The organism is Actinoplanes sp. NPDC023936, from assembly GCF_040639325.1.
Classification (GTDB): domain Bacteria; phylum Actinomycetota; class Actinomycetes; order Mycobacteriales; family Micromonosporaceae; genus Actinoplanes.
This window is the reverse complement of record NZ_JBEZZR010000018.1, coordinates 86879-111485: the sequence shown is the minus strand read 5'-3', so window position 1 is coordinate 111485 and position 24607 is coordinate 86879. Positions and strand designations below refer to the sequence as shown.

Sequence of the window (24607 nt, the reverse complement as noted above, 5' to 3'; positions counted from 1 at the left end):
GCAGGGGTCTGCCGGAGTAAGCAAAAGCGCAGTTCTGACCGGCTCCGCGGCGCTCCGCGGCAAGACGCGATGCTGACCGGCTCGCTTCGCTCCGCGGCACGGCGCCTGATACCCGATGAGACGGCACACGATTTTCCAAACCCCCACGGCGTCGGAAGACGCGGGCCGTGTCACCGGCGGCACGATGCTCACCGGCGGCGCCTTGCGCGTGTCGCGTCGTGCAAACTTGCGAGGTGCGGAAGTGGACTGTGGTGATCCCGGTCAAGCGGCTGAGGGCGGCGAAGACGCGGTTGCGGGGCGCCGTGCCCGCCGACCGGCATCCGGATCTGGCGCTCGCCATGGTGCGCGACACCGTGGCCGCGGTGCTCTCCACGCCCGCGGTGACCAGGCTGATCGTGGTGACCGACGACGCCGCGGTCGCCGCCTCGGTGGGCCGGCTCGGGGCCGAGGTCGCTCCCGACCCGGGCGCGGGGCTGAACGCGGCTCTGCGGTTCGGCGCGGACGACGTCGCGGGCCCGGAGGCGTACCGGGCGGTGCTCACCGGCGACCTGCCCGCGCTCACCCCCGGCCAGCTCGACCAGGCGCTGGGCGCCGTGACCGGCCGCAGTTTCGTGCCGGACGCGGCCGGCACCGGCACGGTGCTGCTCGCGGTCCCGCCCGGCGAGTCCCTCCGGCCGCTCTTCGGCCCGCACTCGGCGCAGGCGCACGCCGGCTCCGGCGCGGCGCCGCTCACCGGTGACTGGCCGGGTCTGCGGCAGGACGTCGACACCGCCGCCGACCTGGGCACCGTGCTGAGCCTCGGCGCCGGGCGCCGCACCTGCGAGCTCTTACGTGATCTCGGACTCACGGCGGAGTGCGCCCCGGCGGCCTGAGCCGGGTAGCGTGCAGCGTTATGCAGGGCACCGTCGCGACTTTCGACCCCGACACCCGCAGCGGCACGCTGCTCCTCGACGACGGCTCTGAACTGGGGTTCGGAGCGGACGCCTTTCAGCGGTCCGGTCTGCGGCTGCTACGGCTCGGGCAGCGGGTCACCGTCGAGCCGGGCGACGACGGTACCGTGCGTAGGGTCTCCATTCCCGGAGTCGACTGAATTGATCACCCAGTAGTTCGTTTCACGTTCCGCCGGAAGCGGCAAGAATAAGCTTCATGCAGACCCCGCCCCGGACCCCCGACCCCCGTAGGCGTGGCCCGAACGGCCGCTTTCTCCGCACCTGGGAACTCGCGGAGGCACAACCGGCCGCGACCCTCGAGCCCGCCGATCCTCTCCCCGAGACGGAGGCCGGGTCGGAGGCCGGGCCGGCTGTCGGGCCGGAGGCCGGGTCGGAGGCCGGGCCGGCTGTCGGGCCGGAGGCCGGGCCGGAGGCCGGGCCGGCTGTCGGGCCGGAGGCCGGGCCGATTGTCGGGCCGGAGGCCGGGCCGATTGTCGGGCCGGAGGCCGGGACAGCAGCCAGGACGGAGGCCGGGACAGCGGTCGTGGTGAAACCCGAGGCGGAACCCGTGGGAATCGAGACTGTGGTGACAGACGAGGCAGCCGAGGCTTTCGAGGAGGACGCCGACGACGACGCGTCGGAGGCCGTCCCGGACGAGCGTTACGTGCTCCCGGACGACCGGTTCCTGAACCGGGAACTCTCCTGGCTGGACTTCAACGCCCGCGTGCTGGCCCTCGCCGAGGACCCCGGCACGCCGCTGCTGGAGCGGGCGAAGTTCCTGGCGATCTTCGCGAGCAACCTCGACGAGTTCTTCATGGTCCGGGTCGCCGGCCTGAAGCGGCGGCTCAGCGCCGGCCTGCCGGTGCGCGGCGGTGACCGTTCCCCGCTGCGCCACCAGATCGAGATGATCACCGAGCGGACCGCCGACCTGGTGACCCGGCACTCCGCCTGCTTCGCCGACGAGGTCCGGCCGAAACTGGCCGCCGAGGGCATCGAGCTGGTCAGCTGGAAGGAGCTGGACGCGCCCGAGCAGGGGCGGCTGCGCACCTTCTTCCGTGAGCAGGTCTTCCCCGTCCTGACGCCGCTCGCTGTGGACCCGGCGCACCCGTTCCCGTACATCTCGAGCCGTTCGCTGAACCTCGCGGTGGCGCTGCGCTACCCGGGTGAGGACGCCGCCGAGCTGTTCGCCCGGATCAAGGTGCCGAACAACGTGTCCCGCTTCGTGACGGTGCAGAACGACAGCCGCGGGGTGCGGTTCCTGCCCATCGAGGAGCTCATCGCGAACCACCTGGACCAGCTCTTCCCGGGCATGCAGATCCTCGAGACGCACGCGTTCCGGGTGACCCGCAACGCCGAGCTGGAGGTCGACGAGGACCGCGACGAGGACCTGCTGCAGGCCCTGGAACGGGAGATCGCGCAGCGCCGGTTCGGCCCACCGGTCCGGCTCGAGGTGGCCGCGTCGATCAGCGACCACGTGCTCGACCTGCTGGTCCGCGAGCTCGACATGGACAGCCACGACGTGCTGCGGGTGCCCGGCCTGCTCGACCTGTCGGCGCTCTGGCAGGTGTTCGGCGAGGTCGACCGGGACGATTTGAAGGACCGCCCTTTCGTGCCGGCGACCCATCCGCAGCTGGCGGACGGGGAGGTGCCGCGGAGCGTCTTCAACCGGCTCCGTGAGTCCGACATCCTGGTCCACCACCCGTACCACTCGTTCTCGACGAGCGTGCAGCGCTTCATCGAACAGGCCGCGGCCGACCCGAACGTGCTGGCGATCAAGCAGACGCTGTACCGGACCTCGGGCGACTCCCCGATAGTGGACGCCCTGGTCGACGCGGCGGCGGCCGGTAAGCAGGTGGTGGTCCTGGTCGAGGTGAAGGCCCGCTTCGACGAGGTGGCCAACATCGCCTGGGCGCGCACCCTGGAACGGGCCGGCTGTCACGTGGTCTACGGCCTGGTCGGCCTCAAGACGCACTGCAAGACCGCGCTGGTGGTCCGCCAGGAGGGCAACCAGATCCGGCGGTACTGCCACATCGGCACCGGCAACTACCACCCGAAGACCGCCCGGCTGTACGAGGACTTCGGCATGCTGACCGCCGACCCGGAGGTGGGCGCGGACGTCACCGACCTGTTCAACGTCCTGACCGGGTACAGCCGGCAGACCACGTACCGGCGGCTGCTGGTGGCGCCGCACGGTGTCCGCAAGGGCCTGATCGAGCGGATCGAGGAGCAGTCCCGGATCGCCCGGTCCGGTGGCGAGGCGCTCGTCCAGATCAAGGTGAACTCGCTGGTGGACGAGGAGACCATCGACGCCCTCTACCGCGCCTCTCAGGACGGTGTGAAGGTCGACCTGGTGATCCGTGGCATGTGCGCGCTGCGGCCGGGCGTGCCGGGGATGTCGGAGAACATCCGGGTGCGCTCGATCGTGGGCCGGTTCCTGGAGCACTCCCGGGTCTTCCGGTTCGGGCCGGGCGCCGACTCGGAGTACTGGATCGGCTCGGCCGACATGATGCACCGCAACCTGGACCGCCGGGTGGAGGCGCTGGTCCGGGTCACCCTTCCGTCCGCCCGTGAGGAGCTGCGCACCGTGCTGGATCTGTCGATGCGAGATCAGTCGGAGGGCTGGGACCTGGACGGCGACGGCATCTGGCACCGCAACGCCGGCACGCCCGGCCGCCCGCAGGTCCACCTCCAGGAGGCCCTGCTCCGCCGCGTCATCGGCAAGAAGAGCTGATGCCCGAGACGGAACTCGCCGCCGGCGCGGTGCTGTGCCGGCCGCACCCGGACGGCATCGAGATCTGCCTGGTGCACCGGCCGCGCTACGACGACTGGAGCCTGCCGAAAGGCAAGCTGACGCCCGGCGAACCGGCGCTTCTCGGCGCGCTGCGCGAGGTCGAGGAGGAGACCGGCACGGCCGGGATCCCGCAGCTGCGCCTGCCCGACGTGAACTACGTGCTGCCCGGCGGCCGCCCGAAGAACGTGGCGTACTGGCTGATGCTGGCGTCCTCGAACGGTCCGGTGCAGGACGTCGAGGAGGTCGACGAGCTCGCCTGGCTGCCGCTCGCGGCGGCACGGGAGAGGCTCACCTACGCCGGCGAGCGGGAGCTGCTGGACCACGTGTCGGCGCTGCCGCCGGTGACCGCCGTGACGGCGCTGGTCCGGCACGCCCACGCGGGCGAGCGGAAGAAGTGGAACGGCCGGGACGAGCTGCGCCCGATCGACCCGGAGGGCGCGAAGCAGGCCGACCGGATCGCGGCGACGCTGACCTCGTTCCGGCCGCGCCGGCTGGTGTCCGCACCGCCGCTGCGCTGCTCGCAGACGCTGGAGCCGCTGGCCGCCGCGCTCGGCGCCCAGCCGATCATTCTGGACGGCGCGTTCGCCGAGCCGTCCGACGTGGCGGGTCTGCCGGCCCGGCTGACGGCTGCCCGGGCCCGGATCGCCCAGCTCCGCGCGGACGGCCGGGTGGTGATCTGCAGTCAGGGCAAGGTGATGCCACCGCTGCTGGCCGCGCTGCACGGCAGCGACGACCCGGAGCCGTTCAAGACCCGCAAGGGCGACGGCTGGCTGCTCACCTGGTCCGGCGAGCGGCTGCTGGGCGCTTCCCGGCTGTGACCGCCCGGCCGGACAGCAGGTCGGCCCGCCAGTAACCGAGCAGGTCTCCGGTGAGCCAGCGGGCCCGCCAGAGCTCGTCGCGCCGGGGATCCCAGTCCCGGTACGGCAGCAGGGCGAGCCGCCAGCTCAGCACGCCGAGCAGGTACCAGCCGTAGAGCGGGACGGCGCCGAGCCAGCCGTCCCGCCGCCGGTACGAGCACCACGGCGCGTAGACGGTGACGGCCAGACCGGACCAGCCGCAGGTGACCAGCCAGTCCAGCACCGGCCGGCCGGTCCACTGCTCGGCCAGGTCGCCGAGTGTCCATCCGGGCAGGACGGCCACCGCGAACAGCGCCGCGGCCACGGTGGATCGCGCGGTCAGGCCCCGCGGCGTCGAACGGTGTCCCATGCCCGGACGGTAGGACCGGCCCGACGCCTGCGGACCCGGAACACGAAAGGCGTCCACCCAGCGGGTGGACGCCTTCGGTGCGACAGCGGTCAGCGCGCCTTGCGCGACGACGCGGTACGGGCTCGGGCCGGCGCCGCCGCCGGCGTGGTGGACTTGCGTGCCGTCTTCTTGGCAGCCGTGCTCGTCGCCTTCGGGGCGGCCGGCGCCGCCTTGCTCGTCGTCTTCTTCGCCGCGCTCTTCGCCGGCGCGGTCTTGGCGACCGTGGTCTTCTTCGCGGCCGCCGACTTGGCCGTGGTGGCCTTGGCAGCGGTCGCCTTGCTCGCCGTGGCCTTGGTGGCGGTGGCCTTCGCCGCGCCCGCCTTGGCCGGCGCCGCCTTGGTGGCCGTCGCCTTGCTCGCGGTGGCCTTGCTCGCCGTGGCCTTGCTCGCGGTGGCCTTGGCAGCCGACTTCGCCGCCGTGGCCTTGGTCGCCGTGGCTTTGGTGGCTGTCGCCTTGCTGGCCGTGGCTTTGGCAGCCGTGGATTTGGCAGCCGTCGCCTTGGTGGCCGTCGTCTTCTTCGCCGCGGTGCTCTTGCCGGCGGTGGCGGCCTTGGCCGGCTTGCCACTCGCCACCAGCTCCCGGAACGCGCTTCCCGGTTTGAACGCTGCGACCGACGTCTTCTTGACCTTTACCGGCTCACCGGTTCGCGGATTCCGTGCGGTACGCGCATTGCGCACTCGCTTCTCGAAAGAGCCGAAGCCGGTGAGGGCCACCTTGTCGCCCTTGGCGACGGCGTTCTGCACCTCGCTGATGAACGCGTCCAGTGCCTGGGTCGCGACCTTCTTGTCACCCAGTCGGACGGCGAGCGCCTCGATGAGCTCGGCCTTGTTCACGGTTTTCCTCCCGGACGTGAGAACTGGCCCGTCACGGGCCATTCTGCGCGCACGGTATGCCCTGTGACCTGGAGACACAAACATTCGCGGCAAAAAAGCCGTTGTGTCCCAACGAATTCGCCCCGGCCGGGCGACCGGCCGGGGCGAATTGCAACCGATGAGCTAAAGGACGACGACCGGCTTGAAAGCGGGACGCCGCTTCTCGTACGCGGTAATCGCCTCTTCGTTGCGAAGCGTGAGTCCGATGTCGTCGAGGCCTTCCATCAGCCGCCAGCGACTGAAATCGTCGATCGGGAAGCCGTAGGCGGCGTCGTCCACGCGAACCACGCGCGCTTCGAGGTCGACCGTGATCTGCTTTTCCGGCTCGCTCTCGGCGAGGTCCCAGAGGCTCTCGATGATCTTCTGATCGAGCTGGATCGGGAGCAGGCCCTCCTTGAGGGAGTTGCCCCGGAAGATGTCGCCGAACCGGGACGCGATGACGGCCTTGAAACCCCAGTCGCGCAGCGCCCAGACGGCGTGCTGCCGGGACGAGCCGGTGCCGAAGTTCGGGCCGGCCACCAGGATCGTGGCGCCGGCGTGGGCCGGCCGGTTCAGCACGAAGTCCGGGTCCTCACGCCAGGCGTTGAAGAGGCCGTCCTCGAAGCCGGTCCGGGTGACCCGCTTCAGGTAGACCGCCGGGATGATCTGGTCGGTGTCCACATCAGAGCGGCGCAGCGGCATGACCGTGCCGCTGTGGGTGACGAACTTGTCCATGGGTTCTTCTCCCGGAAGATCAGAGGTCGGCCGGGGCGGCCAGCTTGCCGACCACGGCGGTGGCGGCGGCGACCTGCGGCGAGACCAGGTGGGTGCGGCCACCCTTGCCCTGCCGGCCCTCGAAGTTGCGGTTGGAGGTCGAGGCGGCACGCTGGCCGGGGCTGAGCGTGTCCGGGTTCATGCCGAGACACATCGAGCAGCCGGCGAAGCGCCACTCGGCGCCCGCCTCCTTGAAGACCTTGTCGAGGCCCTCGGCCTCGGCCTGCTCGCGCACCTGGTACGAGCCGGGGACGATCATCATCCGGACGCCCTCGTGCACCTTGTGGCCGCGGATCACCTCGGCCGCGGCACGCAGGTCCTCGAGCCGGCCGTTGGTGCAGGAGCCGACGAAGACCACGTCGACCGGAACCTCGCGGAACGGGGTGCCCGGCGTCAGATCCATGTACTCCAGGGCGCGCTCGGCGGCGGACCGCTCGACCTCGTCCAGGAAGTCCTCGGGGCTCGGCACGACGCTGTCCAGCGCGGCGCCCTGACCCGGGTTGGTGCCCCAGGTGATGAACGGGCTGATCGTCGAGGCGTCCAGGATGATCTCGGTGTCGTACTCGGCGTCCGCGTCGGTGGCGAGGGTCTGCCAGTACGCCACAGCGGCGTCCCAGTCGGCGCCCCGCGGCGCGTGCTCGCGGCCCTTCAGGTACGCGAACGTGGTCTCGTCCGGCGCGATCATGCCGGCCTTGGCGCCCCACTCGATGGACATGTTGCAGATGGTCATCCGGCCCTCCATGGAGAGCTTGCGGATGGCCTCGCCGCGGTACTCCACGATGTGGCCGTTGCCGCCGCCGGTGCCGGTCTGCGTGATCAGCGCGAGGATCAGGTCCTTCGCCGAGACGCCCGGGCCGAGCTCGCCGACGACCGTGACGGCCATCGTCTTCGGCTTGGCCTGCGGCAGCGTCTGGGTGGCGAGCACGTGCTCGACCTCACTGGTGCCGATGCCGAAGGCGAGCGCGCCGAACGCGCCGTGGGTCGCGGTGTGCGAGTCGCCGCAGACGATCGTCATGCCCGGCTGGGTGAGGCCGAGCTGCGGGCCGATCACGTGCACGATGCCCTGGTTCACGTCGCCCAGGGGACGGATCTCGACGCCGAACTCGGCGCAGTTCTTCCGCAGCGTCTCGATCTGGGTACGCGAGACGGTGTCGGCGATCGTGAGCAGCTCGCCACGGCGGGTGTTGAAGGCAGGATCCGCGTACCCGGTCGGGGTGTTGTGGTCCTCCGTCGCCAGCGTGAGGTCGGTCCGGCGGACCGGGCGACCGGCCATCCGGAGACCGTCGAACGCCTGCGGGCTGGTGACCTCGTGCAACAGGTGCAGGTCGATGTAGAGCAGGTCGGGCTCGCCCTCGGCCGTGCGCACCACGTGGTCATCCCAGACCTTCTCGGCCAGGGTCCTGGGTTTCCCGCTCTGGGGAGTGACTCCCACCATCTGGACATCCTAAATTCTGGAATGTATGTTTCGGCTTGTGGGACACAGTATGAGCGGTGTCGGCGTTCTCGACAAGGCGGTGGTCATTCTTGCCGCCTGCGTCGACGGCGCCAGCCTGGCCGAACTAGTCGAGCGAACGAAGCTGCCCCGAGCAACAGCACATCGCCTGGCACAGGCCCTGGAGATTCATCGGATGCTGGTCCGTGACACCCAGGGCAGGTGGCGTCCGGGACCCCGTCTGGGCGAGCTGGCGAACGCCGCTCCGGATGTGTTGCTGACCGCCGCGGAGCCTCTCCTGTCCGCATTGCGGGACGCGACCGGGGAGAGCGCGCAGCTCTACTTGCGCCGCGCCGACGAGCGCATCTGCGTGGCCGCCGCCGAGCGCGCGAGTGGTCTTCGCGACACCGTCCCGGTCGGTTCGGTGCTGCCGATGGTGGCCGGTTCCGCCGCGCAGATCCTGCTCGCCTGGGAGCCGCCCGAGGCCGTCATGCCGCTGCTGCCCCGCTGCAAGTTCACCGGCCGCACGCTGGCCGAGGTCCGCCGCCGCGGCTGGGCGCAGAGCGTCGCCGAGCGCGAGCCCGGTGTGGCCAGCGTCTCCGCGCCGATCCGCGACCGGACCGGCCGGGTGATCGCCTCGATCTCGATAAGCGGTCCGATCGAACGTCTGGGCCGCCGCCCCGGCGAACGCCACGCCATGGCAGTCGTCCGGGCCGGCCAGCGGCTCTCCGGTCTGTAATCCATCGATCACCGTCCGATAGGCTGCCGCCGTGCGGCTCTTCGGACGCGATGATCGGCTCTTCGGACGCGAAGCTGAGTGCGCCGTCCTGGACGGCCTCCTCACGGCGGCGCGATCCGGTCGCAGCGCGGCCCTGGTGCTGCGCGGCGAGGCCGGCGTCGGCAAGACCACCCTCCTGCGGTACGCGTCGAGCACCGCACCCGAGAGCCTGTCCGTCAGCGGTGTCGAGTCCGAGGCCGGCTTCCCGTACGCGGGACTGCACCGGTTGCTGCTCCCGCTGCTGCGCCGGCGTCACCACCTGCCCGCCGGTCAGCGCGCCGCGCTCGAGGTGGCCTGCGGTCTCGCCGGCGGCCCGCCGCCCGATCTCTACCTGGTCAGCCTCGCGGCGCTCACCCTGATCGCCGCGGCGCCCCGGCTCTGCGTCGTCGACGACGTGCAGTGGCTGGACCGGGAGTCGGCGCGGGCGCTCGCGTTCGTGGCGCGGCGGCTGCACGCCGAGGGCGTGGTCCTGCTCTTCGGCCGGCGTGGCCTCTTCGGCCGGCGTGGCACCGAGGAGGAGGCCGACGTCTTCGCCGGCATCGACGTGCTCGAGATCGGCGGGCTGACCCGGGACGCGGCGATCGCGCTCCTCTCCGACGTGGTCACCGGCGACCTCGACCTCGCCCTGGCCGAGCACCTCGCCGAGTCCACCGGCGGCAACCCGCTGGCCCTCACCGACCTGGGTCACGAGCTCACCGGCGACCAGTGGCGTGGCGCCGCGCCGCTGCCCGAGCCGCTGCCGATCGGCAGCCGCCTGGAGGCGCACTACTCGTCGCGGGTCCGCGACTACCCGGCGGAGACCCGGACCTGGCTGCTGCTGGCCGCGGCCGGCGCCGGCGGCCGGGACGAGCACCTGCTGGCCGCGGCCCGGCTCCTCGCCGCCGCGCCGGAGGACGCCGCCCCCGCCGAGGCCGACCGGCTGATCGCCGGCTCGCCTCCGGTGCGCTTCAAGCACCCGCTGGTCCGATCCGCCGTCTACGGCGACGCGGCGCCGGCGCAGCGCCGGGCCGTGCACGCCGCGCTCGCCGCGGGCACCACCGATCCGGCCGAGGCCGACCGGCGCGCCTGGCACCTGGCGGCCGCCACCCCCGCGCCGGACGAGGACGTCGCCGCCGAGCTGGAGCGCCGCGCCGGGCGGGCCGGAGCGCGCGGCGGCTACAGCGCACGGGTCGCCTTCCTGAGCCGGGCCGCCGAGCTCACCCCGGACACCACCGTCCGCGCCGGGCGGCAGGTCGAGGCGGCCGCCGCCGCGATGACCGCCGGCGCGCCGGCCCGGGCCCTGGCGCTGCTGGACACCGTGGACGGTGACCTGCTGACCGGCCCGGCACTCGGCTCCGCCCTGCTCACCCGGGCGCTCGCCACCGTCAACGTGGGTGCGCCGACCGGGCTGCGGGACGCCTCGGAGCTGTGCCTGAGGGCGGCCGCGGCGTTCGGCGACGACCACCCCCGGGCTCGCCGGGCCGTCGTACAGGCCGTCGACCACGCCAGCGCCGCCGAGCACCTCGCCTCGATCGACGACACGGTGGTCGCCGCCGAGGCGGCCCGGCTGGCCGGCACCGACCCGGACGGGCTGGACGGGCTGCTGCTGGCCGGGTACGCGGCGTTCGTCCTGGGCGGCTACCGGACCGGCACACCGGCGCTGCGCCGGGCGGTCGCCGCGATCACCGACCCGGCCGTCCCGGACGAGACGCTGCTCCGGCGATTCGTCGTCGGGATCAACTTCGCCAACCAGCTCTGGGACGACGCCGGCCGGATGCTGCTGATCGAGCGGGCCGAGGGCGCGGCCCGGCGCACCGGCGCGCTGCACGCGCTCGATCTGGTGCACTTCGTCGGGGCGATGACCGAGGCCACCCTGGGCCGGCTCAACCACGCCGACCAGCACGACGCCACCGGGATGCGGGTGCGCCGGTCGATCGGCGTCACCTCGGAGCAGGAACAGGTGTGGCGGCACCCCGAGCTGGTGGCCTGGCGGGCGCCGGCCGGTTTCCGGGAGACCGTGCCGCACGCGCTCGGAGTCTTCGAGATGCTGCACCTCGGCGGCATGCGGTCGGTCACCCTGCTCGCCATGGGCGTCCTGGAGAACGCGAGCTGCGACTACCGCGCGGCCCGCGAGGCGCTGTTGCGCATCGTCGACCTGGGCCGGCCCCGGCGGTACGCCTACGCGCTCCCGGATCTCGTCGAGGCCGCCGTGCGCTCCGGCGACCGGGCGACCGCGACCGCCGCGCACGACGACCTGGCCCTGGCCGCCCGGGCCAGCGACACTCCCCTGGCGCTGGGCCTGCTGGCCCGGTGCGAGGCGCTGATGAGCGGGCCGGAGCGGGCCGAGCAGCATTACCGGGACGCGATCGAGCTGCTCGGCGGGACGGCCGGCTACGGCGATCTGGCCCGCGCCCGGCTGCTGTACGGGGAATGGCTGCGCCGGCGGCGACGGCGACGCGACGCCCGTGACCAGCTCGCCGGGGCGCTGGAGATGTTCGAGGACGTCCGGGCGAGCGCCTTCGCGAACCGGGCACGGCAGGAGCTCGCGGCGCTCGGCGAGCACGCGCTGTCCCCCGTACCCGCAAGCGACGAAACGGCCTTGACCCCGCAGGAGGCCGCCGTTGCGCGCCTGGCCCGCGCCGGATCGACGAACGCCGAGATCGCGGCGCATCTGTTCCTCAGCGCCAGCACCGTCGACTACCACCTGCGCAAGGTGTTCCGGAAACTCGGCGTCAGCTCCCGGCGGCAGCTGCGGGAGGCGATCCGGGAGGCTCCGCGGGACTGATCGCACGCGCGACTACGCGTGACACGTGATGCGCGTGCGGGATCGCTCCCATGAGGATCGACGCAGGTTCTCGACAGGGGGTATCGATCTTGAAACCGATCGTTCTGGTCCATGGATTCTGGGTGACGCCGCGCAGCTGGGAGAATTGGATCGCGCACTACGAGGCCAAGGGGCACCCGGTGATCGCACCCGGATACCCGGGCTTCGAGGTCGAGGTGGAGGCGCTCAACGCCGACCCCGCCCCGATTCTGAACGTCACCGTGCCGCAGATCATCGCCCACTACGAGGAGGAGATCCGGAAGCTGCCCGAGGCACCGATCATCATCGGTCACTCGGCCGGCGGGGCGTTCACCCAGATCCTGCTCGACCACGGGTACGGGGCGGCCGGCGTCGCGATGAACTCGGCGCCCACCGAAGGCGTCCGGGTCGTGCCGCTCTCCCAGGTGAAGTCCACCTTCCCGGTGCTGAAGAGCCCGGCGAACCGGCACCGGGCCGTGCCGCTCAGCTTCGAGGAGTGGACCTACGCGTTCACCAACACGTTCTCCGAGGAAGAGTCCCGGTACCTCTACGAGCGGTACGCCATCCCGGCCAACGGCGGCATCCTGTGGGGCAGCGTGCTCGCCAACTTCCAGCCCGGACACCAGGACACCTGGGTCGACTATCACAACGACGACCGGGCGCCGCTGCTCTTCGTCTCCGGCTCCGAGGACCACATCATGCCGCCGGCGATCCAGGAGTCGAACGCCAAGCACTACAAGTCGAACACCATCACCGAACGCCGGGAGTACGAGGGCTACGCCCACCTGCTTCCCGCGCAGAAGGGCTGGGAGCAGATCGCCGACGAGGTGCTGGACTGGGCCCTGCGGCACGCCCGGTGAAGCTGTCGATCACCCACATCGGCGGCCCCACCACGCTGATCGAGCTGGACGGTGTGCGCCTGCTCACCGACCCCACGTTCGACGAGCCGGGCCGGCGGTACGCGTTCGGCCTCGGCACGTCGTCGGTGAAGGTCACCGGGCCGGCGCTGCGGCCGGACCAGCTGGGCCGGATCGACGCGGTGCTGCTCACCCACGACCACCACGCGGACAACCTGGACGACGCCGGGCGGGCCCTGCTGCCGTCGGCCCCGGTGGTGGTGACCACGACCAGCGGCGCCCGGCGTCTCGATCCGTTCTGCACCTCCGTCGGCCTGACGCCGTGGGCCGGGGCCACCGTCGGCGATCTGGGGATCATCGCCACCCCGGCCCGGCACGGACCACCGCTGAGCCGCGGCCTCGTCGGCGACGCGATCGGGTTCGCGCTGCGCCCGGCCGGATCGCCGTCGGTGGTCTGGATCACCGGGGACACGGTGCTCTTCGGCGGGGTACGCGAGGTGGCGTCCCGGCTCACCGTCGACACCGCGATCGTCCATCTGGGCGAGGTGAGATTCGGGCTGACCGGGCCGATCAAGTACACGATGAACGGCCGGGACGCGGCCCGGCTGATCGCCTCGGTGAAGCCACGGCGGGTGGTGCCGGTGCATTACGAGGGGTGGTCGCACTTCCATGAGGGGCGGGCCGGGGTGGAGGCGGCTTTCCCGTCCTCCGCCCTGACCTGGCTCACCCCCGGGGTGCCGCAGCAGATCTAGGGTTCCCAGACGGCGCCGGCCGGACGAACCAGCCGTAGTCGATCCGGCGGACAGTGATGTCGGTCATGCGGGTGAGTCTTCCCGCCGGGCCGCCCTGAGTCACGTCTGTCTCCGGCAAGCAGAACGGCCCGCATCAGTTCGATGCGGGCCGTTCTCTGGATGTAGTCCCGAAGGGATTCGAACCCTCGCTACCGCCTTGAGAGGGCGGCGTCCTAGGCCGCTAGACGACGGGACCCTTTTGCCGCTCGGTGCGAACTCCCCCGTGCGGCGGGCTGAACTCTATCAGCCCCAGTCCCCCACCCGAAATCGGCCACCGCCGCCGCGGCAGTCACCCCGCCCGCTCGCAGCGGGCAGCGGGCAGCGGGCAGCGGGCAGCGCGTTACACCCGGGGAACGCGAACGGCCCGCATCAGTTCGATGCGGGCCGTTCGTTGATGTAGTCCCGAAGGGATTCGAACCCTCGCTACCGCCTTGAGAGGGCGGCGTCCTAGGCCGCTAGACGACGGGACCCCTTGCTGCACTTCGTGAGAAGCTCCAGCACTCCCCTCCCTCGCGGGAGGAGAAGCGCTGGGGTACCAGGACTCGAACCTAGACTAACTGAACCAGAATCAGTCGGGCTGCCAATTACCCCATACCCCATTTGGCCCGGCTTGCCGAGCCGTTGAGAACTTTACCTGAGCCCACCCGGCCCGCCAAATCGGGTTACCGAAATAGATCCGAGTGACGGCGCGCCCACTCTTCGTATGTCATCGCCGGGCGGCCCAGCAGATCAGCGACAGTCGATACCGCAGGCTGCGGATGGCCGGCCAGCTGGGCGAGGCCGTCCAGGTACCAGTCCCCGTACTCGCCCATCAGCGACGTGAACAGCGACCGGGCCTCGTCGCCGGTGAGCTCGACGTACTCCAGGTCCCGGCCGAGCGCCCGCCCGATCGCCGCGACCTTCTGCCGCCGGCTGAGCGCCTCCGGGCCGGTCAGCTCGTAGGAGCGGCCCACATGATCAGCCGGAGAGAGCAGCACCCGGGCGGCCACCGCCGCGATGTCCTCCTGGGCGACCGGCGCGTTGACGACGTCACCGCCGGCGTCCCGGACCACGTCTCCGGCCCGGATCTGCGGCGCCCAGAGGTCCGCGTTCGACATGAACTCTCCGGGCTCGAGATGCGTGTACGCCACCCCGCACGCCTCCACCGCGTCCTCGACGGCCTGCCAGTGCTCGCCTTTCGCGCCGGCCATGTCGACGATGTGCCGTACCCCGGCCTCGGCGGCCAGCCGGCACACCTCGGCAGCGGAAGCGGGGTGCGGCGCGAGGTACATCCGCTCGACGCCCGCAAGGGCGGCGGGCATGGTGGCAGGCCGGCCGACGAAGCCGCGCACCACTTCCACACCGGCCGGCAGCGCGGCCGCGGCGGGATCGACGGTGAGCGCACGGATGCCGCTGACGCCGAGCGCGAGAAGTTCGTCGACGACCATCCGGCCGACGTTGCCGGTGGCGCCGGTCACTAGAATCTTCATTTCCGTACGGTATACGGAGTTAGCTCACGAAAAAAGGCCGGCCGGGTGCGGCCGGCCGATTCTCAATCCAGCGCCACGACCGGGTTCCGCAGCTCACCGATGCCCTGCACGCTCACCGACACGGTGTCGCCGGGCACGATCTGGCTGACGCCGGCCGGCGTGCCGGTGAGGATGATGTCGCCGGGCAGCAGCGTCATGACGTGCGACACGTACGAGATCAGGCTCGGGATGTCGAAGACCATGTCCTTGGTCCGGCCGATCTGCCGCACCTCCATGTTCTCCGGGTCGCGGCCGACCTCGCAGCGCACCTCGACGTCGCTCACGTCCAGGCCGGTGACGATCCACGGGCCGATCGGGCAGAACGAGTCGAAGCCCTTGGCGCGGGTCCACTGCGGGTCCTTGCGCTGCAGGTCGCGGGCGGTGACGTCGTTGCCGCAGGTGTAGCCGAAGATCGCTTTCTCGGCGCCGGCCCGGTCGACCCGGCGGGCGCCTGTCGCGCCGATGACGACGGCGAGCTCGGCCTCCTCCTCGACCCGCTGGGTGACGCTGGGGATGCGAATCGCGTCGTTCGGCCCGATCACCGAGGTCGACGGCTTGATGAAGATCAGCGGCTCCTTCGGCACCTCGTTGCCCATCTCGGCCGCGTGGTCGGCGTAGTTGCGGCCGACTCCGATCACCTTGCTGGAGAAGATCGGCGCGAGCAGCCGCACGTCGGCGAGCGCCCACCGCTGACCGGTGAAGCGGACCTCCTCGAACGGCAGGCTGTTGATCTCGGCCACCGTCAGGCCCGAGGAGCCGTCGCCCTCGACGACGCCGAACGAAACTCCACCGGCATGAACAAATCGGGCGAAACGCACGGTAACCCCATCTCTAGGAACGCAGATTCCCTCGAAATCTACGCTCTCACGCCGACTCCGCCGTCGCGCCCAGGCGCGGGAACGGCCGCAGCGAGAACACCACCTCGATCGGCACCCCGAAGTACTCCGAGATCCGCAACGCCAGGTGCAGGCTGGGGCTGAACTCGCCGCGCTCCAGGTAGCCCACCGTCTGGTAGTGCACTCCGAGGGCATCCGCGAGCTGCCGCCGGGAGATCCCCCGCTCGGCGCGCAGCATCGCGATCCGGTTGAACGTGACCTCGCTGCCCATCGCTCCCTCAAACGCCCATGCGCGTCATCGCACGCTCACGACGGGCCGCCATGACCGAGCCGGACTCATCCGGAGGTCACGCACCTCGATGACCGCTGCTGTCATGTCCAGCACACTATCAATTTTGTAGTAGATGTACTACACGTTTGAGCAGCTGTACTTCATGACGGTACGGGTTCGATCGGCGTACATACCGTGGCGGAACTCATTCGCGCCAAACGGTGATCGTGTTGATCGCCTTGGCTATATACATTGGTGCGATGGGGATCAAGCAGGTGAGGGCACTCACCACCACGTTGCCCTCGGTCACCTGGATACCCCTTGCCCGGGCGCACGCCGAGCGCGCCGACCAGATGACCGCGGACCACCGTGCCCGCCGGGCCGCCGGCGAGAAACACGCCATCGAGGACTTTCTCTACGACTACTACAACACCCGCCCGTCGCTGCTGCGCCGCTGGCATCCGGGCGTGGGCGCGGGCCTCGCCCCGGCGCCCGACGGCGTGGCCGAGCACGCCGGGTGGAAGTTCTACGTCACCCATCCGGACGGGGTGGTGACACTCGACCAGGACGCGTTCCTGCACGCCCGCGGCGAGAGCGTGCGCTACATCCACGGCCTGCTCACCGCGACCGCGTCCCGCCCGGTCTTCTCCGGCTGCTTCGGCCTGCACGAGTGGGCGATGGTCTACCGCGACCCCGACCACCGCCACGAGCTGCCGCTACGCCTCGGCCAGGCGGAGACCGACAAGGTGGTGGAGCAGCACACGATCCGCTGCACCCACTTCGACGCGTTCCGCTTCTTCACCCCCGAGGCGGTCGGCCTCAACCGCCTGCAGCCCACCCGGGCCACCCAGGTCGACCTCGATCAGCCCGGCTGCCTGCACGCCGCCATGGACGTGCACAAGTGGGCGCAGAAACTGGGCCCCGCGGTCCCCGGCGCGCTGGCCCTGGACTGCTTCGCCCTGGCCGGCGAGATCCGCCTGCTCGACATGCAGGCCAGCCCCTACGACCTGGCCTCCTACGGCCATCCCCCGGTGAAGATCGAGACCCCGGAGGGCAAGGCGGAGTACGTCGCCCGCCAGCGCGAACTCGCCCGTCGCGCGGCGGGCCTGCGCAGCCGCCTGATCCGCGTCTGCGAGGAGCTGCTCGGCCCCGAGGCCTCCGCGCAGAACCGCGAGGCAGTGGCCCCCTTCAACCAGCGCTGACCAGCGGAGACGCGAGCCAGGCGAGGCGAGCCCTCCTCGCCCGCGAGCCGTCCACCATCGGGAACGAGGGTGGACGAGGTCGCACCCAACGTCATCGTGAACCCTGACCTCCGCCATAGCCGAGACCAGGCCACACGGACGGCAACGGTGTGCCCTCATCGACTGTCGCCGCGGGAGCTACGGGCCGGGCCGCCCGTTGTCGCGCCTAGATGGGGTTGAGGAGGTGGGCGCGCATCGCAGCGATCTCGTCGTCGGTGAGGCCGATCTGTTTGGCGTAGCCCTCGACCGATCCGTGGATCGCGCGCAGGTCCGCGAGGAACATCAGCATGGCCTCGGGCGGCGAGTCGAACATGTGCTCGTTGCCGAGGATCGACTCCGGGCTGGTGCGCAACAGGTACTCGGTGAGCGGGCGCATCGCCTCGGTGGTCAGGGCGTAGTCGGCGGCGATCTCCTCGTCGCCGACGCCGAGCAGGGAGAGGGCCAGGGCGCAGACCGTGCCGGTGCGATCCTTTCCGGCCATGCAGTGCACGACGACGGGCGCCGCCGCAGGATTCGCGATCACCCGCAGCGACTCCAGCAGCGCCTCGTGGCCGTCCTCGGCGAAGTTCAGGTAGCGGTCGGCCAGCCAGCGCTCGTGCACGGTGTCCTCGGGGTGGCCGACCTCCTCCCAGTCCACGTGGCGCAGGACCAGGTTGCGGTAGTCGGCGCCGTGCTCCTCGGCGACACGGCCGAACTTCTCCACCTCGTGCGGCCGGCGGAGGTCGATCACGGTCCGGACGCCGAGCGCCGCGAACGCCTCGGCGTCCTGCTCACCGAGCCGGTGCAGCGAGTCGGCCCGGAAGAGGCGGCGCCAGCGCACCGTCCGTCCATCAAGGCCGGTGTAACCGCCGACGTCACGGAAGTTGTACGCCTTCGAGAAGGGCAGGTTTCGTGAATACGATTCGTCCACCACGCGACCAACTTAGTCTCGAAAAGTGGAACGGCGCTTCCCACGAACCCGGTTAGTGGCATGCTTCATCTCGTGACCCACTCCGTGCTGATTATTCGCACCAGCGCGCCGGCCGCCTCCGACGAGCAACGCCTCTGACGAGCACAGAGCCGACGCGCAGACCTCCCGCATCCGCGGGGGGTCTTTTTGTTGTGGTGGGTGACCAACCGAGAGGACTTCCCCGATGGACTACCAGGTGTTCGACACGACGTTGCGCGACGGCGGGCAGCGCGAGGGAATCAGCTACACCGTCGCCGACAAGCTCGCGGTCGCGCGCCTGCTGGACGAATTCGGCGTGGGTTTCATCGAGGGCGGCTGGCCGGGCGCGATGCCCAAGGACACCGAGTTCTTCGAGCGGGCCAAGACCGAGCTGGACCTGGCGCACGCGGTGCTCGTCGCGTTCGGCTCGACCCGCAAGGCGGGCGTCGACGTGGCCGAGGACGCGCAGGTCAAGGCGCTGCTGGACGCCGAGACGCCGGTCGTCTGCGTGGTCGCCAAGTCGGACATCCGGCACGTCGAGCGGGCGCTGCGCACCACCGGTGAGGAGAACCTCGCCATGGTCCGGGACACTGTGCGGCACCTGGTGGCGAACGGCCGGCGGGCGTTCGTGGACTGTGAGCACTTCTTCGACGGGTTCCGGTACGACCCGGCGTACACCGCCAGCGTGGTCACTGCCGCTTTCGAGGCCGGCGCCGAGCGGGTGGTGATGTGTGACACCAACGGCGGCATGCTCCCGTCGATGATCACCGCGGCGATCCGCCAGGTGGTCGAGCTCACCGGAGTCGATCCCGGGCAGCTCGGCATCCACTGCCAGAACGACACCTCCTGCGCGGTCGCCAACACGGTCGCCGCGGTCGAGGCGGGGGTCAAGCACTTCCAGTGCACGGCCAACGGGTACGGCGAGCGTCCCGGCAACGCCGACCTGTTCGCCACGGTCAGCAATCTGCAACTCAAGCTCGGGCTGAAGGTCCTACCGGACGGATGCCTGGAGAAGGCGACGCGGGTCTCCACCGCGCTCGCCGAGATCGCGAACATCGCCCCCGACACCCACCAGGCCTACGTCGGGGCCGCCGCCTTCGCCCACAAGGCGGGGTTGCACGCGAGCGCGATCAAGGTGGATCCGCTGCTGTACAACCACATCGACCCGTCGGTTGTCGGCAACGACATGCGGATCCTGGTGACCGAGATGGCCGGCCGGGCCAGCATCGAGCTCAAGAGCGCCGAGCTCGGGCTGGACCTGGCCGGCCACCCGGAGACCACGACCGCCGTCACCAACAAGGTCAAGGAGCTGGAGGCGGACGGCTGGTCGTTCGAGGCCGCCGACGCGTCGTTCGAGCTGCTGGTCCGCAGCGAGCTGCCGGGCGCCGAGGTGCCGCGGCCGTTCGAGCTGGAGAGCTATCGGGTGCTGGTCGAGCACCGCGAGGACGGCAAGGTGATCTCCGAGGCGACCGTGAAGGTACGCGTCGAGGGCGAGCGGATCATCGCGACCGCCGAGGGCAACGGCCCGGTCAACGCGCTCGACGAGGCGCTGCGCACCGCGCTGTCCAACAACTACCCGCAGCTCAAGACGTTCGAGCTGACCGACTTCAAGGTGCGGATCCTGGAGGGCAGCCACGGCACCAACGCGATCACCCGGGTGCTGCTGGAGACCAGCGACAGCCGCGGCGAGTGGACCACCGTGGGCGTGCACGAGAACATCGTCGACGCCTCGTGGACCGCGCTCGTCGACGCCCTCACGTACGGTCTGGCTCGTTGAGCGTGCGGTCTGGCTCGGTGAGCGTGCGGTCTGGATCGTTGAGCCTCTGGAACAGGATGTGGTCCTGCCACTCGCCGGCGATCTTCAGGTAGCGCGGCGCCAGGCCGAACCGGGTGAAGCCGTTGCGTTCGAGGACCCGCTGCGACCGTACGTTGTGGGTGAGCGTCCCGGCTTCCACCCGGTGCAGGCCGTGCTCGGTGAACGCCTTGCCGACCACGGCTGCGACAGCGGCGGTCGCGACCCCGCGCCCGGCCGCCCTCTCGGCGACCCAGTAACCGAGGCTCGCCGAGAGGAACGGCCCGCGCACCACGTTGTTGAGGTTCACCCGGCCGACGATCGTGTCGTCCTCGACGATCACGTACGGGTGGGCGGCGCCGGACCGCAGCGCGTGCGCGATGAGCTCCCGCTGGCCGTCCTCGGTGTAGAAGCCGTCGTCGCGGATCGGGTCCCACGGGGCGAGGTAGTCGCGGTTGGCGGTCAGGAGCGCGGCCAGCTCGGCGGCGTCCTCGACGGTGACCGGCCTGATCATTTCGCCTCCGGGAGGGTGAGGGCCGCGACCACGGCACGATGGTCAGAATTTTTCACACCATGTACGGAGATGTCGCGCACGCCGATCCGCTCGTCGACCAGCACATGATCGATCGTGACCGGCGGGATCAGGTCGCCGTCGTACGGGCCCCAGGTGCCGATCAGGCCTTCACCCGTGGTCTCCGCCGCGTCCCGGTAACCGGTTTTGATCAAGTCGCGCAGCAGCTTGTGGTCGAGCGTCGCGTTGAAGTCGCCGACCAGGATCCGCGGCGTGCCCTCCGGATCCGCCGCCGGCTGCCCGGCCAGGTCGGACCGCCAGCCACCGAAACTCTCCGGCACCGCGGGCGCCAGCGGGTGCACGGACTCGACCAGCACCGGACCGGCGCCCGGCGGCGTGATCGTCCCGTACGACTGGAGGAAGCCGCCATCGGTGCGGTGCGACGCCGGCGCGGTGATCGGGAACCGCGAATAGAGGCCGGAGCCGCTCGCGCCCGGCTCGGCGGCGAACTCGTGATGCGGCAGCAGCTCCTCCAGACCGGCCGCGCGCAGACCGTCCCGGGCCGGCTCGGTGAACTCCTGCACGGCCAGGACCGCGACGTCGTTCTCCCGGACCAGCCGCACCACGGCCGCCGGGTCGGCGCCGCCGAACAGGAGATTCGCCGTCATCACGGTCAGCGTCACGCCGTCCGCGGGTCCCCGGTCGAGGTTCGGCAGCGCGCGCGGCACCACGCCCATCGCCAGTCCGAAAGCGGTCAGAACCGCCACGGCCGCGGCGCCCCAGCGCCGCGCGAGAAGCGCGACCAGGGCGGGGATCAGCGACCAGAGAGCGACGTACGGGGTGAAGGCGATGCCCTGGATCATCCGGCCGCCCTCGAGCCCGAAGGCCCGGATGACGAACCAGACCACGGCCGGGACCACCAGCAGCCAGATCAGCAGGGTGCGGGTGAGCCGGGGGCGATGGGCCGGGCGCGTCTCGGCGGGCGCGTCGGTGATCGTCATGGCGGTGACGTTAGCGGGCGGCCGCCAGGGTGCTCCCCGGCGGCCGTCGCCTCAGATGTCGCTGTCGACGAGCTCGCCGAACTCGGCCAGATCATCGCGGATCACGGCGGCGTCACCCTCCACCACGAGCGTCAGCCCGTCCACCGCCAGATGCCGGGCGGCCGCGTCGGACACCTGCTCCACTGTCGCCTCCAGGTACTCCCGGCGCAGCGTCTCGTAGTAGTCGTCCCGCAGGCCGTGCACCACCAGCGTGGACAGCGCGCCGGCGATCGCGCCCGGCGTCTGCATCTCCACCGACAGCTGGCCGGCCCGCCACGACCGGGCCACCTCCAGCTCCGCCTCGGTGACACCCTCCTGCTGGGTCCGGCGGATCTCGCCGAGCGTGTCGGCGACGGCCGGGCCGGTCACCGCGGTCTGCACCCCGGCGGCCACCTCGAAACGGCCGGCGCGGCGGGTCATCCCGTACGAGCCGCGAATGCCGTACGTGTAGCCCTTCACCTCCCGGATCAGGTGGTTCAGCCGGGACGTGAACGCGCCGCCCAGCACCGTCGCCGCGAGGGTCATCGCCACGTAGTCAGGCGTCGCCCGCTCCGGAGCGCGGTGCCCGATCCGCAGCGTCGACTGCACCGAACCGGGCCGGTCCACCAGGATCGTGCGGCGGCCCGGCCGGACCGGCACGCCGAGCGGGCCCTCCGGCGTCAGCGGTTCACCGGACGTGCCGGCGAAAGCGGCCTCCGCCAGCGCGTCCAGGTTCAGCGCGTCCAGGTCTCCGGCGACCAGCAGCACACCCGGCCGCAGCATCCACGCCTCGTGGAAGGCGAGCACGTCCTCCACGGTCACCGCAGCGACACTCGCCGGGTCGCCGTGCAGCGGCCGGGAGTAGCGCCCGTCCGCCGCGAACAGGTCCTTGCGCAGAGCCGCGTCGGCCCGCGGACCCGGCTGGGCCCAGTCCATCCGCAGGGCGGTCACCTCGTCGTCACGCACCCGGGCGACGTCCGACGGGTCCAGCCGCGGCGTGCGGGCGGCCTCGGCGGCCAGGCGCACGGCGTCGGCCAGCATGGGCGCGGGGGCCGAGACACCCACCCGGAACGCGTCCCAGTCGACCGACGGGGAGAGCTCGGCGCCCAGTCCTTCGAGGGCCAGCGCGTACGCCGCCGAGTCGCGCTTCTTCGTGCCCTCCTCCAGCGACTTCGCGAGCACCGTGGCGGTGCCCTCCCGGCCCTCGGTCTCGCGGGCGGCGCTCGCGTCGAGCAGCAGCACCGCGCTGGCGAGGATCTGGCCGGGCAGGTGCGCGGCGATCACGTTGCCCACCCGCCGGACCTGCGGGAACGTGTACGGCCGGGCGGTTCCCGGAAGCGGTCGTTCGGTGATCAGGGTCATGCCTGCTCCTCGGTCTTCTCCTGCGGCAGGTCGGTCTTCTCCTGCGGCAGGTATCGCAGCGTCACGCGGGACTCGGGACGCAGGGTCTCGGCGGCGGCGTTCGCGATGTCCTCGGCGGTCACCGCGAGCCACCCGGAGAGGCGGTCCGCGGCGGCGGCCGGGTCGCCGAACTGCGTGGCGTACCGGCCCAGCGTGTCGGCGCGGCCGCCGACCGTCGAGACCTGACGCCACCAGGCCGTGGTGAGCAGCGCCTTCGCCCGGTTCAGCTCGTCGCCGGTCACCGGCTCGTCGATCAGGCTCTGCATCACCTCGGCGAGACCCGCCTCCAGCGTCTCCATCGGCACGCCGTCCTTCGCGGTCGCCGTGACGATCAGCGGGGCGGGCGCGTGCGCCAGGTCGACGCCGTACGACCCGATGTAGTCCGGCTGGGCGATCCGGGCGCCGTCGGCGAGCCGCTGGTAGAGCCGGCTGCCCCGGCCGCTGCCGAGCACCGTCGCCAGCACGGTGATCGTGTCGTAGCCGGCCGTGCCGAACGGGTAGGTGCGGTGCGACAGGTAGATCCGCGGCGCGGGCACGTCGGCGGTCACCGTCTCGGCGGCCGGCTCGGTCGCCGGGGCGGGCAGGCTACCGTCCGGGGCGGGTGGGATGCCCGGCACCGCCGCGATCCCGCCGAAGTACTTCTCGGCCAGCGCGAACACCTCGGCCGGCGTGGTGTCGCCGACGACCGTGAGCACACAGTTGTTCGGCGCGTAGTACTGCTGGTGGAACGCCTGGAACGTCTCCAGGGCGGCCGCGTTCAGGTCCTCCATCGACCCGATCGTGGCGTGGTGGTACGGGTGGCCCTGCGGGTAGAGCAGCGGGAGCAGGCGCAGCCAGGCGTCGCCGTACGGCACGTTCTCGTACCGCTGGCGGCGCTCGTTCTTCACCACCTCGCGCTGGTTGTCCAGCGTCTCCTGGGTGAGCGCGGGGACCAGCCCGCCCATCCGGTCCGCCTCCAGCCAGAGAGCCAGCTCGAGGTGCTCCGACGGCATCGTCTCGAAGTAGTTCGTCCGGTCCGGGTTGGTGGTGGCGTTCAGCGAGCCGCCGTTGCCCTGCACCAGCTTCATGTGCTCGGTCTTCTTCACATGCTGCGAACCCTCGAACATCAGGTGCTCGAAGAGGTGGGCGAACCCGGTCTGGCCGGCCGGTTCGTGCCGTGAGCCGACGTCGTACCAGAGGTTGACGCAGACGACCGGTGCGGTCCGGTCCTCGCTCACGACGACCCGGAGGCCGTTCGCGAGCCGCGTTGTTTCGATGGGCCACGGATACCCGGTCGTGGCGACCGGTGCGGTTGGTGACGTCACCCCACCAATCTTGCACTGCCGGAGAGCCGCCGATAACCGCGTGGCGCATGATCGTGAAGGGTGGAATGCTTGGCGCGTGCTGGAGGACATCCGGGTGAACGACCGCCTGACCATCCCGGCGGCCGAGCTCTCATGGCGTTTCTCCCGTGCGAGCGGCCCCGGTGGCCAGGGCGTCAACACCACCGATTCGAGGGTCGAGCTGTCGTGGGACGTGCTCGGCAGCGACCTGCTGCCCACGGTCCTGAAGGAGCGCGCCGCCGACCGCCTCGGCAACCGCCTCGTCCAGGGTGTGCTCACGATCACCGCCTCCGAGCACCGTTCCCAGCTGCGCAACCGGGAGGCTGCCGCGGCCCGGCTGGCCGGCCTGATCGCCGGGGCGATCGCCGCGCCACCCCGTCAGCGCCGCGCCACCAGGCCGTCCCGCGGCGCGGTCGAGCGCCGCATCGCCGAGAAGAAGCGTCGCGGCCAGGTGAAAAAGGGCCGCCGAGGCGACATAGACTGAAATATCGAGTACGCGCACGACCGCCCCCAACCGCACCGGCCCCATCCCCGAGAGTCCCCCGCGA

General features: G+C 71.3%; 23 protein-coding genes and 3 tRNA genes. 11 read left to right on the top strand and 15 right to left on the bottom strand.

From position 1 onward, the window contains the following. Positions 1-233 precede the first annotated feature (233 nt). The 4 genes from cofC to AB0F72_RS23360 are packed head-to-tail and all read left to right on the top strand — an operon-like array spanning position 234 to position 4538. The gene (gene cofC / locus AB0F72_RS23375) at positions 234-872 is read left to right on the top strand and encodes a 2-phospho-L-lactate guanylyltransferase (RefSeq protein ID WP_360435012.1); all 639 of its coding nucleotides are present in this window, start codon (positions 234-236) and stop codon (positions 870-872) included. Positions 873-892: 20 nt separating this feature from the next. Continuing rightward, the gene (locus tag AB0F72_RS23370) at positions 893-1090 is read left to right on the top strand and encodes a cold-shock protein (protein WP_360435010.1); all 198 of its coding nucleotides are present in this window, start codon (positions 893-895) and stop codon (positions 1088-1090) included. Between the two features lie 56 nt (positions 1091-1146). After that, the gene (locus tag AB0F72_RS23365; protein WP_360435008.1) at positions 1147-3660 is read left to right on the top strand and encodes an RNA degradosome polyphosphate kinase; all 2514 of its coding nucleotides are present in this window, start codon (positions 1147-1149) and stop codon (positions 3658-3660) included. Beyond that, on the top strand, positions 3660-4538 hold the full coding sequence (locus tag AB0F72_RS23360; RefSeq protein WP_360435006.1) for an NUDIX hydrolase: 879 nt from the start codon (positions 3660-3662) through the stop codon (positions 4536-4538). The genes AB0F72_RS23365 and AB0F72_RS23360 overlap by 1 nt, the downstream gene beginning before the upstream one ends. On the opposite strand, the gene AB0F72_RS23355 is transcribed toward AB0F72_RS23360, so the two are convergent. The 4 genes from AB0F72_RS23355 to leuC all read right to left on the bottom strand — a co-directional run bounded on the left by AB0F72_RS23355 (position 4495) and on the right by leuC (position 8025). After that, positions 4495-4926, bottom strand: a complete 432-nt coding sequence (locus tag AB0F72_RS23355; RefSeq protein ID WP_360435004.1) for a hypothetical protein — start codon at positions 4924-4926, stop codon at positions 4495-4497. The two genes, AB0F72_RS23360 and AB0F72_RS23355, sit on opposite strands and share 44 nt — an antisense overlap. Positions 4927-5015: 89 nt before the next feature. After that, positions 5016-5798, bottom strand: a complete 783-nt coding sequence (locus AB0F72_RS23350) for an HU family DNA-binding protein (protein WP_360435002.1) — start codon at positions 5796-5798, stop codon at positions 5016-5018. 162 nt (positions 5799-5960) lie between these two features. Next, a complete protein-coding gene (leuD, locus tag AB0F72_RS23345; RefSeq protein ID WP_360435000.1) occupies positions 5961-6551 on the bottom strand; it encodes a 3-isopropylmalate dehydratase small subunit in 591 nt (196 codons plus the stop codon). A 19-nt stretch (positions 6552-6570) separates the two neighbouring features. Continuing rightward, positions 6571-8025: a 3-isopropylmalate dehydratase large subunit gene (gene leuC / locus AB0F72_RS23340; RefSeq protein WP_360434998.1), complete on the bottom strand. Its 1455-nt coding sequence runs from the start codon at positions 8023-8025 to the stop codon at positions 6571-6573. A 49-nt stretch (positions 8026-8074) separates the two neighbouring features. Here leuC and AB0F72_RS23335 point away from each other — a divergent pair, with 49 nt between their 5' ends. The 4 genes from AB0F72_RS23335 to AB0F72_RS23320 all read left to right on the top strand — a co-directional run bounded on the left by AB0F72_RS23335 (position 8075) and on the right by AB0F72_RS23320 (position 13191). Next, a complete protein-coding gene (locus AB0F72_RS23335; RefSeq protein WP_014447202.1) occupies positions 8075-8761 on the top strand; it encodes an IclR family transcriptional regulator in 687 nt (228 codons plus the stop codon). A gap of 31 nt (positions 8762-8792) precedes the next feature. Then, entirely contained in the window at positions 8793-11564 is a 2772-nt protein-coding gene (locus AB0F72_RS23330; protein WP_360434996.1) for a LuxR family transcriptional regulator, read from the top strand. 89 nt (positions 11565-11653) lie between these two features. Beyond that, positions 11654-12442 carry an alpha/beta hydrolase gene (locus tag AB0F72_RS23325; RefSeq protein WP_360434994.1) on the top strand — a complete coding sequence of 263 codons (789 nt, stop codon included), beginning with the start codon at positions 11654-11656 and terminating at the stop codon, positions 12440-12442. Further along, on the top strand, positions 12439-13191 hold the full coding sequence (locus AB0F72_RS23320; RefSeq protein WP_360434992.1) for an MBL fold metallo-hydrolase: 753 nt from the start codon (positions 12439-12441) through the stop codon (positions 13189-13191). Before AB0F72_RS23325 ends, AB0F72_RS23320 begins: the two co-directional genes overlap by 4 nt. 162 nt (positions 13192-13353) lie before the next feature. On the opposite strand, the gene AB0F72_RS23315 is transcribed toward AB0F72_RS23320, so the two are convergent. The 6 genes from AB0F72_RS23315 to AB0F72_RS23290 form a co-directional block, all read right to left on the bottom strand. Further along, positions 13354-13426, bottom strand: a tRNA-Glu gene (locus AB0F72_RS23315). Between the two features lie 201 nt (positions 13427-13627). Beyond that, positions 13628-13700 (bottom strand) — tRNA-Glu (locus tag AB0F72_RS23310). A gap of 57 nt (positions 13701-13757) precedes the next feature. Further along, positions 13758-13829, bottom strand: a tRNA-Gln gene (locus AB0F72_RS23305). Between the two features lie 63 nt (positions 13830-13892). Beyond that, positions 13893-14699: an NmrA family NAD(P)-binding protein gene (locus tag AB0F72_RS23300; RefSeq protein ID WP_360434990.1), complete on the bottom strand. Its 807-nt coding sequence runs from the start codon at positions 14697-14699 to the stop codon at positions 13893-13895. 62 nt (positions 14700-14761) lie between these two features. Further along, positions 14762-15556, bottom strand: a complete 795-nt coding sequence (locus tag AB0F72_RS23295; RefSeq protein ID WP_360434988.1) for a fumarylacetoacetate hydrolase family protein — start codon at positions 15554-15556, stop codon at positions 14762-14764. Positions 15557-15602: 46 nt separating this feature from the next. Next, positions 15603-15845 (bottom strand): helix-turn-helix transcriptional regulator, encoded by a 243-nt coding sequence (locus AB0F72_RS23290; protein ID WP_360434986.1) that lies wholly within the window; start codon positions 15843-15845, stop codon positions 15603-15605. Positions 15846-16105: 260 nt separating this feature from the next. On the opposite strand from AB0F72_RS23290, the gene AB0F72_RS23285 reads away from it, so the two are divergent. Further along, the gene (locus tag AB0F72_RS23285) at positions 16106-17047 is read left to right on the top strand and encodes a 3-methyladenine DNA glycosylase (RefSeq protein ID WP_360434984.1); all 942 of its coding nucleotides are present in this window, start codon (positions 16106-16108) and stop codon (positions 17045-17047) included. A gap of 205 nt (positions 17048-17252) precedes the next feature. Here AB0F72_RS23285 and AB0F72_RS23280 read toward each other — a convergent pair whose 3' ends face one another. Further along, positions 17253-17999, bottom strand: a complete 747-nt coding sequence (locus AB0F72_RS23280) for a tyrosine-protein phosphatase (RefSeq protein ID WP_360434982.1) — start codon at positions 17997-17999, stop codon at positions 17253-17255. Positions 18000-18219: 220 nt separating this feature from the next. Here AB0F72_RS23280 and cimA point away from each other — a divergent pair, with 220 nt between their 5' ends. Continuing rightward, on the top strand, positions 18220-19791 hold the full coding sequence (gene cimA / locus AB0F72_RS23275) for a citramalate synthase (protein WP_360434981.1): 1572 nt from the start codon (positions 18220-18222) through the stop codon (positions 19789-19791). Here cimA and AB0F72_RS23270 read toward each other — a convergent pair. Genes AB0F72_RS23270 through AB0F72_RS23255 form a run of 4 tightly spaced genes read right to left on the bottom strand, consistent with a single transcriptional unit; the run spans position 19769 to position 24041 of the window. After that, positions 19769-20320 (bottom strand): GNAT family N-acetyltransferase, encoded by a 552-nt coding sequence (locus tag AB0F72_RS23270; RefSeq protein WP_360434979.1) that lies wholly within the window; start codon positions 20318-20320, stop codon positions 19769-19771. The two genes, cimA and AB0F72_RS23270, sit on opposite strands and share 23 nt — an antisense overlap. After that, a complete protein-coding gene (locus AB0F72_RS23265; RefSeq protein WP_360434977.1) occupies positions 20317-21318 on the bottom strand; it encodes an endonuclease/exonuclease/phosphatase family protein in 1002 nt (333 codons plus the stop codon). The genes AB0F72_RS23270 and AB0F72_RS23265 overlap by 4 nt, the downstream gene beginning before the upstream one ends. A 51-nt stretch (positions 21319-21369) precedes the next feature. Continuing rightward, on the bottom strand, positions 21370-22698 hold the full coding sequence (locus AB0F72_RS23260; RefSeq protein ID WP_360434975.1) for a pitrilysin family protein: 1329 nt from the start codon (positions 22696-22698) through the stop codon (positions 21370-21372). After that, a complete protein-coding gene (locus AB0F72_RS23255; RefSeq protein ID WP_360434973.1) occupies positions 22695-24041 on the bottom strand; it encodes a pitrilysin family protein in 1347 nt (448 codons plus the stop codon). Before AB0F72_RS23255 ends, AB0F72_RS23260 begins: the two co-directional genes overlap by 4 nt. Before the next feature lie 76 nt (positions 24042-24117). Between AB0F72_RS23255 and arfB the strand changes: the two genes are divergently transcribed. Then, positions 24118-24543 (top strand): alternative ribosome rescue aminoacyl-tRNA hydrolase ArfB, encoded by a 426-nt coding sequence (arfB, locus tag AB0F72_RS23250; protein ID WP_360434971.1) that lies wholly within the window; start codon positions 24118-24120, stop codon positions 24541-24543. The last annotated feature ends 64 nt before the right edge of the window (positions 24544-24607 follow it).

What these genes read in the sequence shown, in the direction of transcription:
- AB0F72_RS23370 (WP_360435010.1), top strand. Translation starts at nt 893, where the DNA reads ATGCAGGGCACCGTCGCGACTTTCGACCCCGACACCCGCAGCGGCACG.
- AB0F72_RS23365 (WP_360435008.1), top strand. Translation starts at nt 1,147, where the DNA reads ATGCAGACCCCGCCCCGGACCCCCGACCCCCGTAGGCGTGGCCCGAAC.
- AB0F72_RS23360 (WP_360435006.1), top strand. Translation starts at nt 3,660, where the DNA reads ATGCCCGAGACGGAACTCGCCGCCGGCGCGGTGCTGTGCCGGCCGCAC.
- AB0F72_RS23355 (WP_360435004.1), bottom strand. Translation starts at nt 4,926, where the DNA reads ATGGGACACCGTTCGACGCCGCGGGGCCTGACCGCGCGATCCACCGTG.
- leuD (WP_360435000.1), bottom strand. Translation starts at nt 6,551, where the DNA reads ATGGACAAGTTCGTCACCCACAGCGGCACGGTCATGCCGCTGCGCCGC.
- leuC (WP_360434998.1), bottom strand. Translation starts at nt 8,025, where the DNA reads ATGGTGGGAGTCACTCCCCAGAGCGGGAAACCCAGGACCCTGGCCGAG.
- AB0F72_RS23335 (WP_014447202.1), top strand. Translation starts at nt 8,075, where the DNA reads ATGAGCGGTGTCGGCGTTCTCGACAAGGCGGTGGTCATTCTTGCCGCC.
- AB0F72_RS23300 (WP_360434990.1), bottom strand. Translation starts at nt 14,699, where the DNA reads ATGAAGATTCTAGTGACCGGCGCCACCGGCAACGTCGGCCGGATGGTC.
- AB0F72_RS23290 (WP_360434986.1), bottom strand. Translation starts at nt 15,845, where the DNA reads ATGGGCAGCGAGGTCACGTTCAACCGGATCGCGATGCTGCGCGCCGAG.
- AB0F72_RS23285 (WP_360434984.1), top strand. Translation starts at nt 16,106, where the DNA reads ATGGGGATCAAGCAGGTGAGGGCACTCACCACCACGTTGCCCTCGGTC.
- cimA (WP_360434981.1), top strand. Translation starts at nt 18,220, where the DNA reads ATGGACTACCAGGTGTTCGACACGACGTTGCGCGACGGCGGGCAGCGC.
- AB0F72_RS23270 (WP_360434979.1), bottom strand. Translation starts at nt 20,320, where the DNA reads ATGATCAGGCCGGTCACCGTCGAGGACGCCGCCGAGCTGGCCGCGCTC.
- AB0F72_RS23265 (WP_360434977.1), bottom strand. Translation starts at nt 21,318, where the DNA reads ATGACGATCACCGACGCGCCCGCCGAGACGCGCCCGGCCCATCGCCCC.
- AB0F72_RS23260 (WP_360434975.1), bottom strand. Translation starts at nt 22,698, where the DNA reads ATGACCCTGATCACCGAACGACCGCTTCCGGGAACCGCCCGGCCGTAC.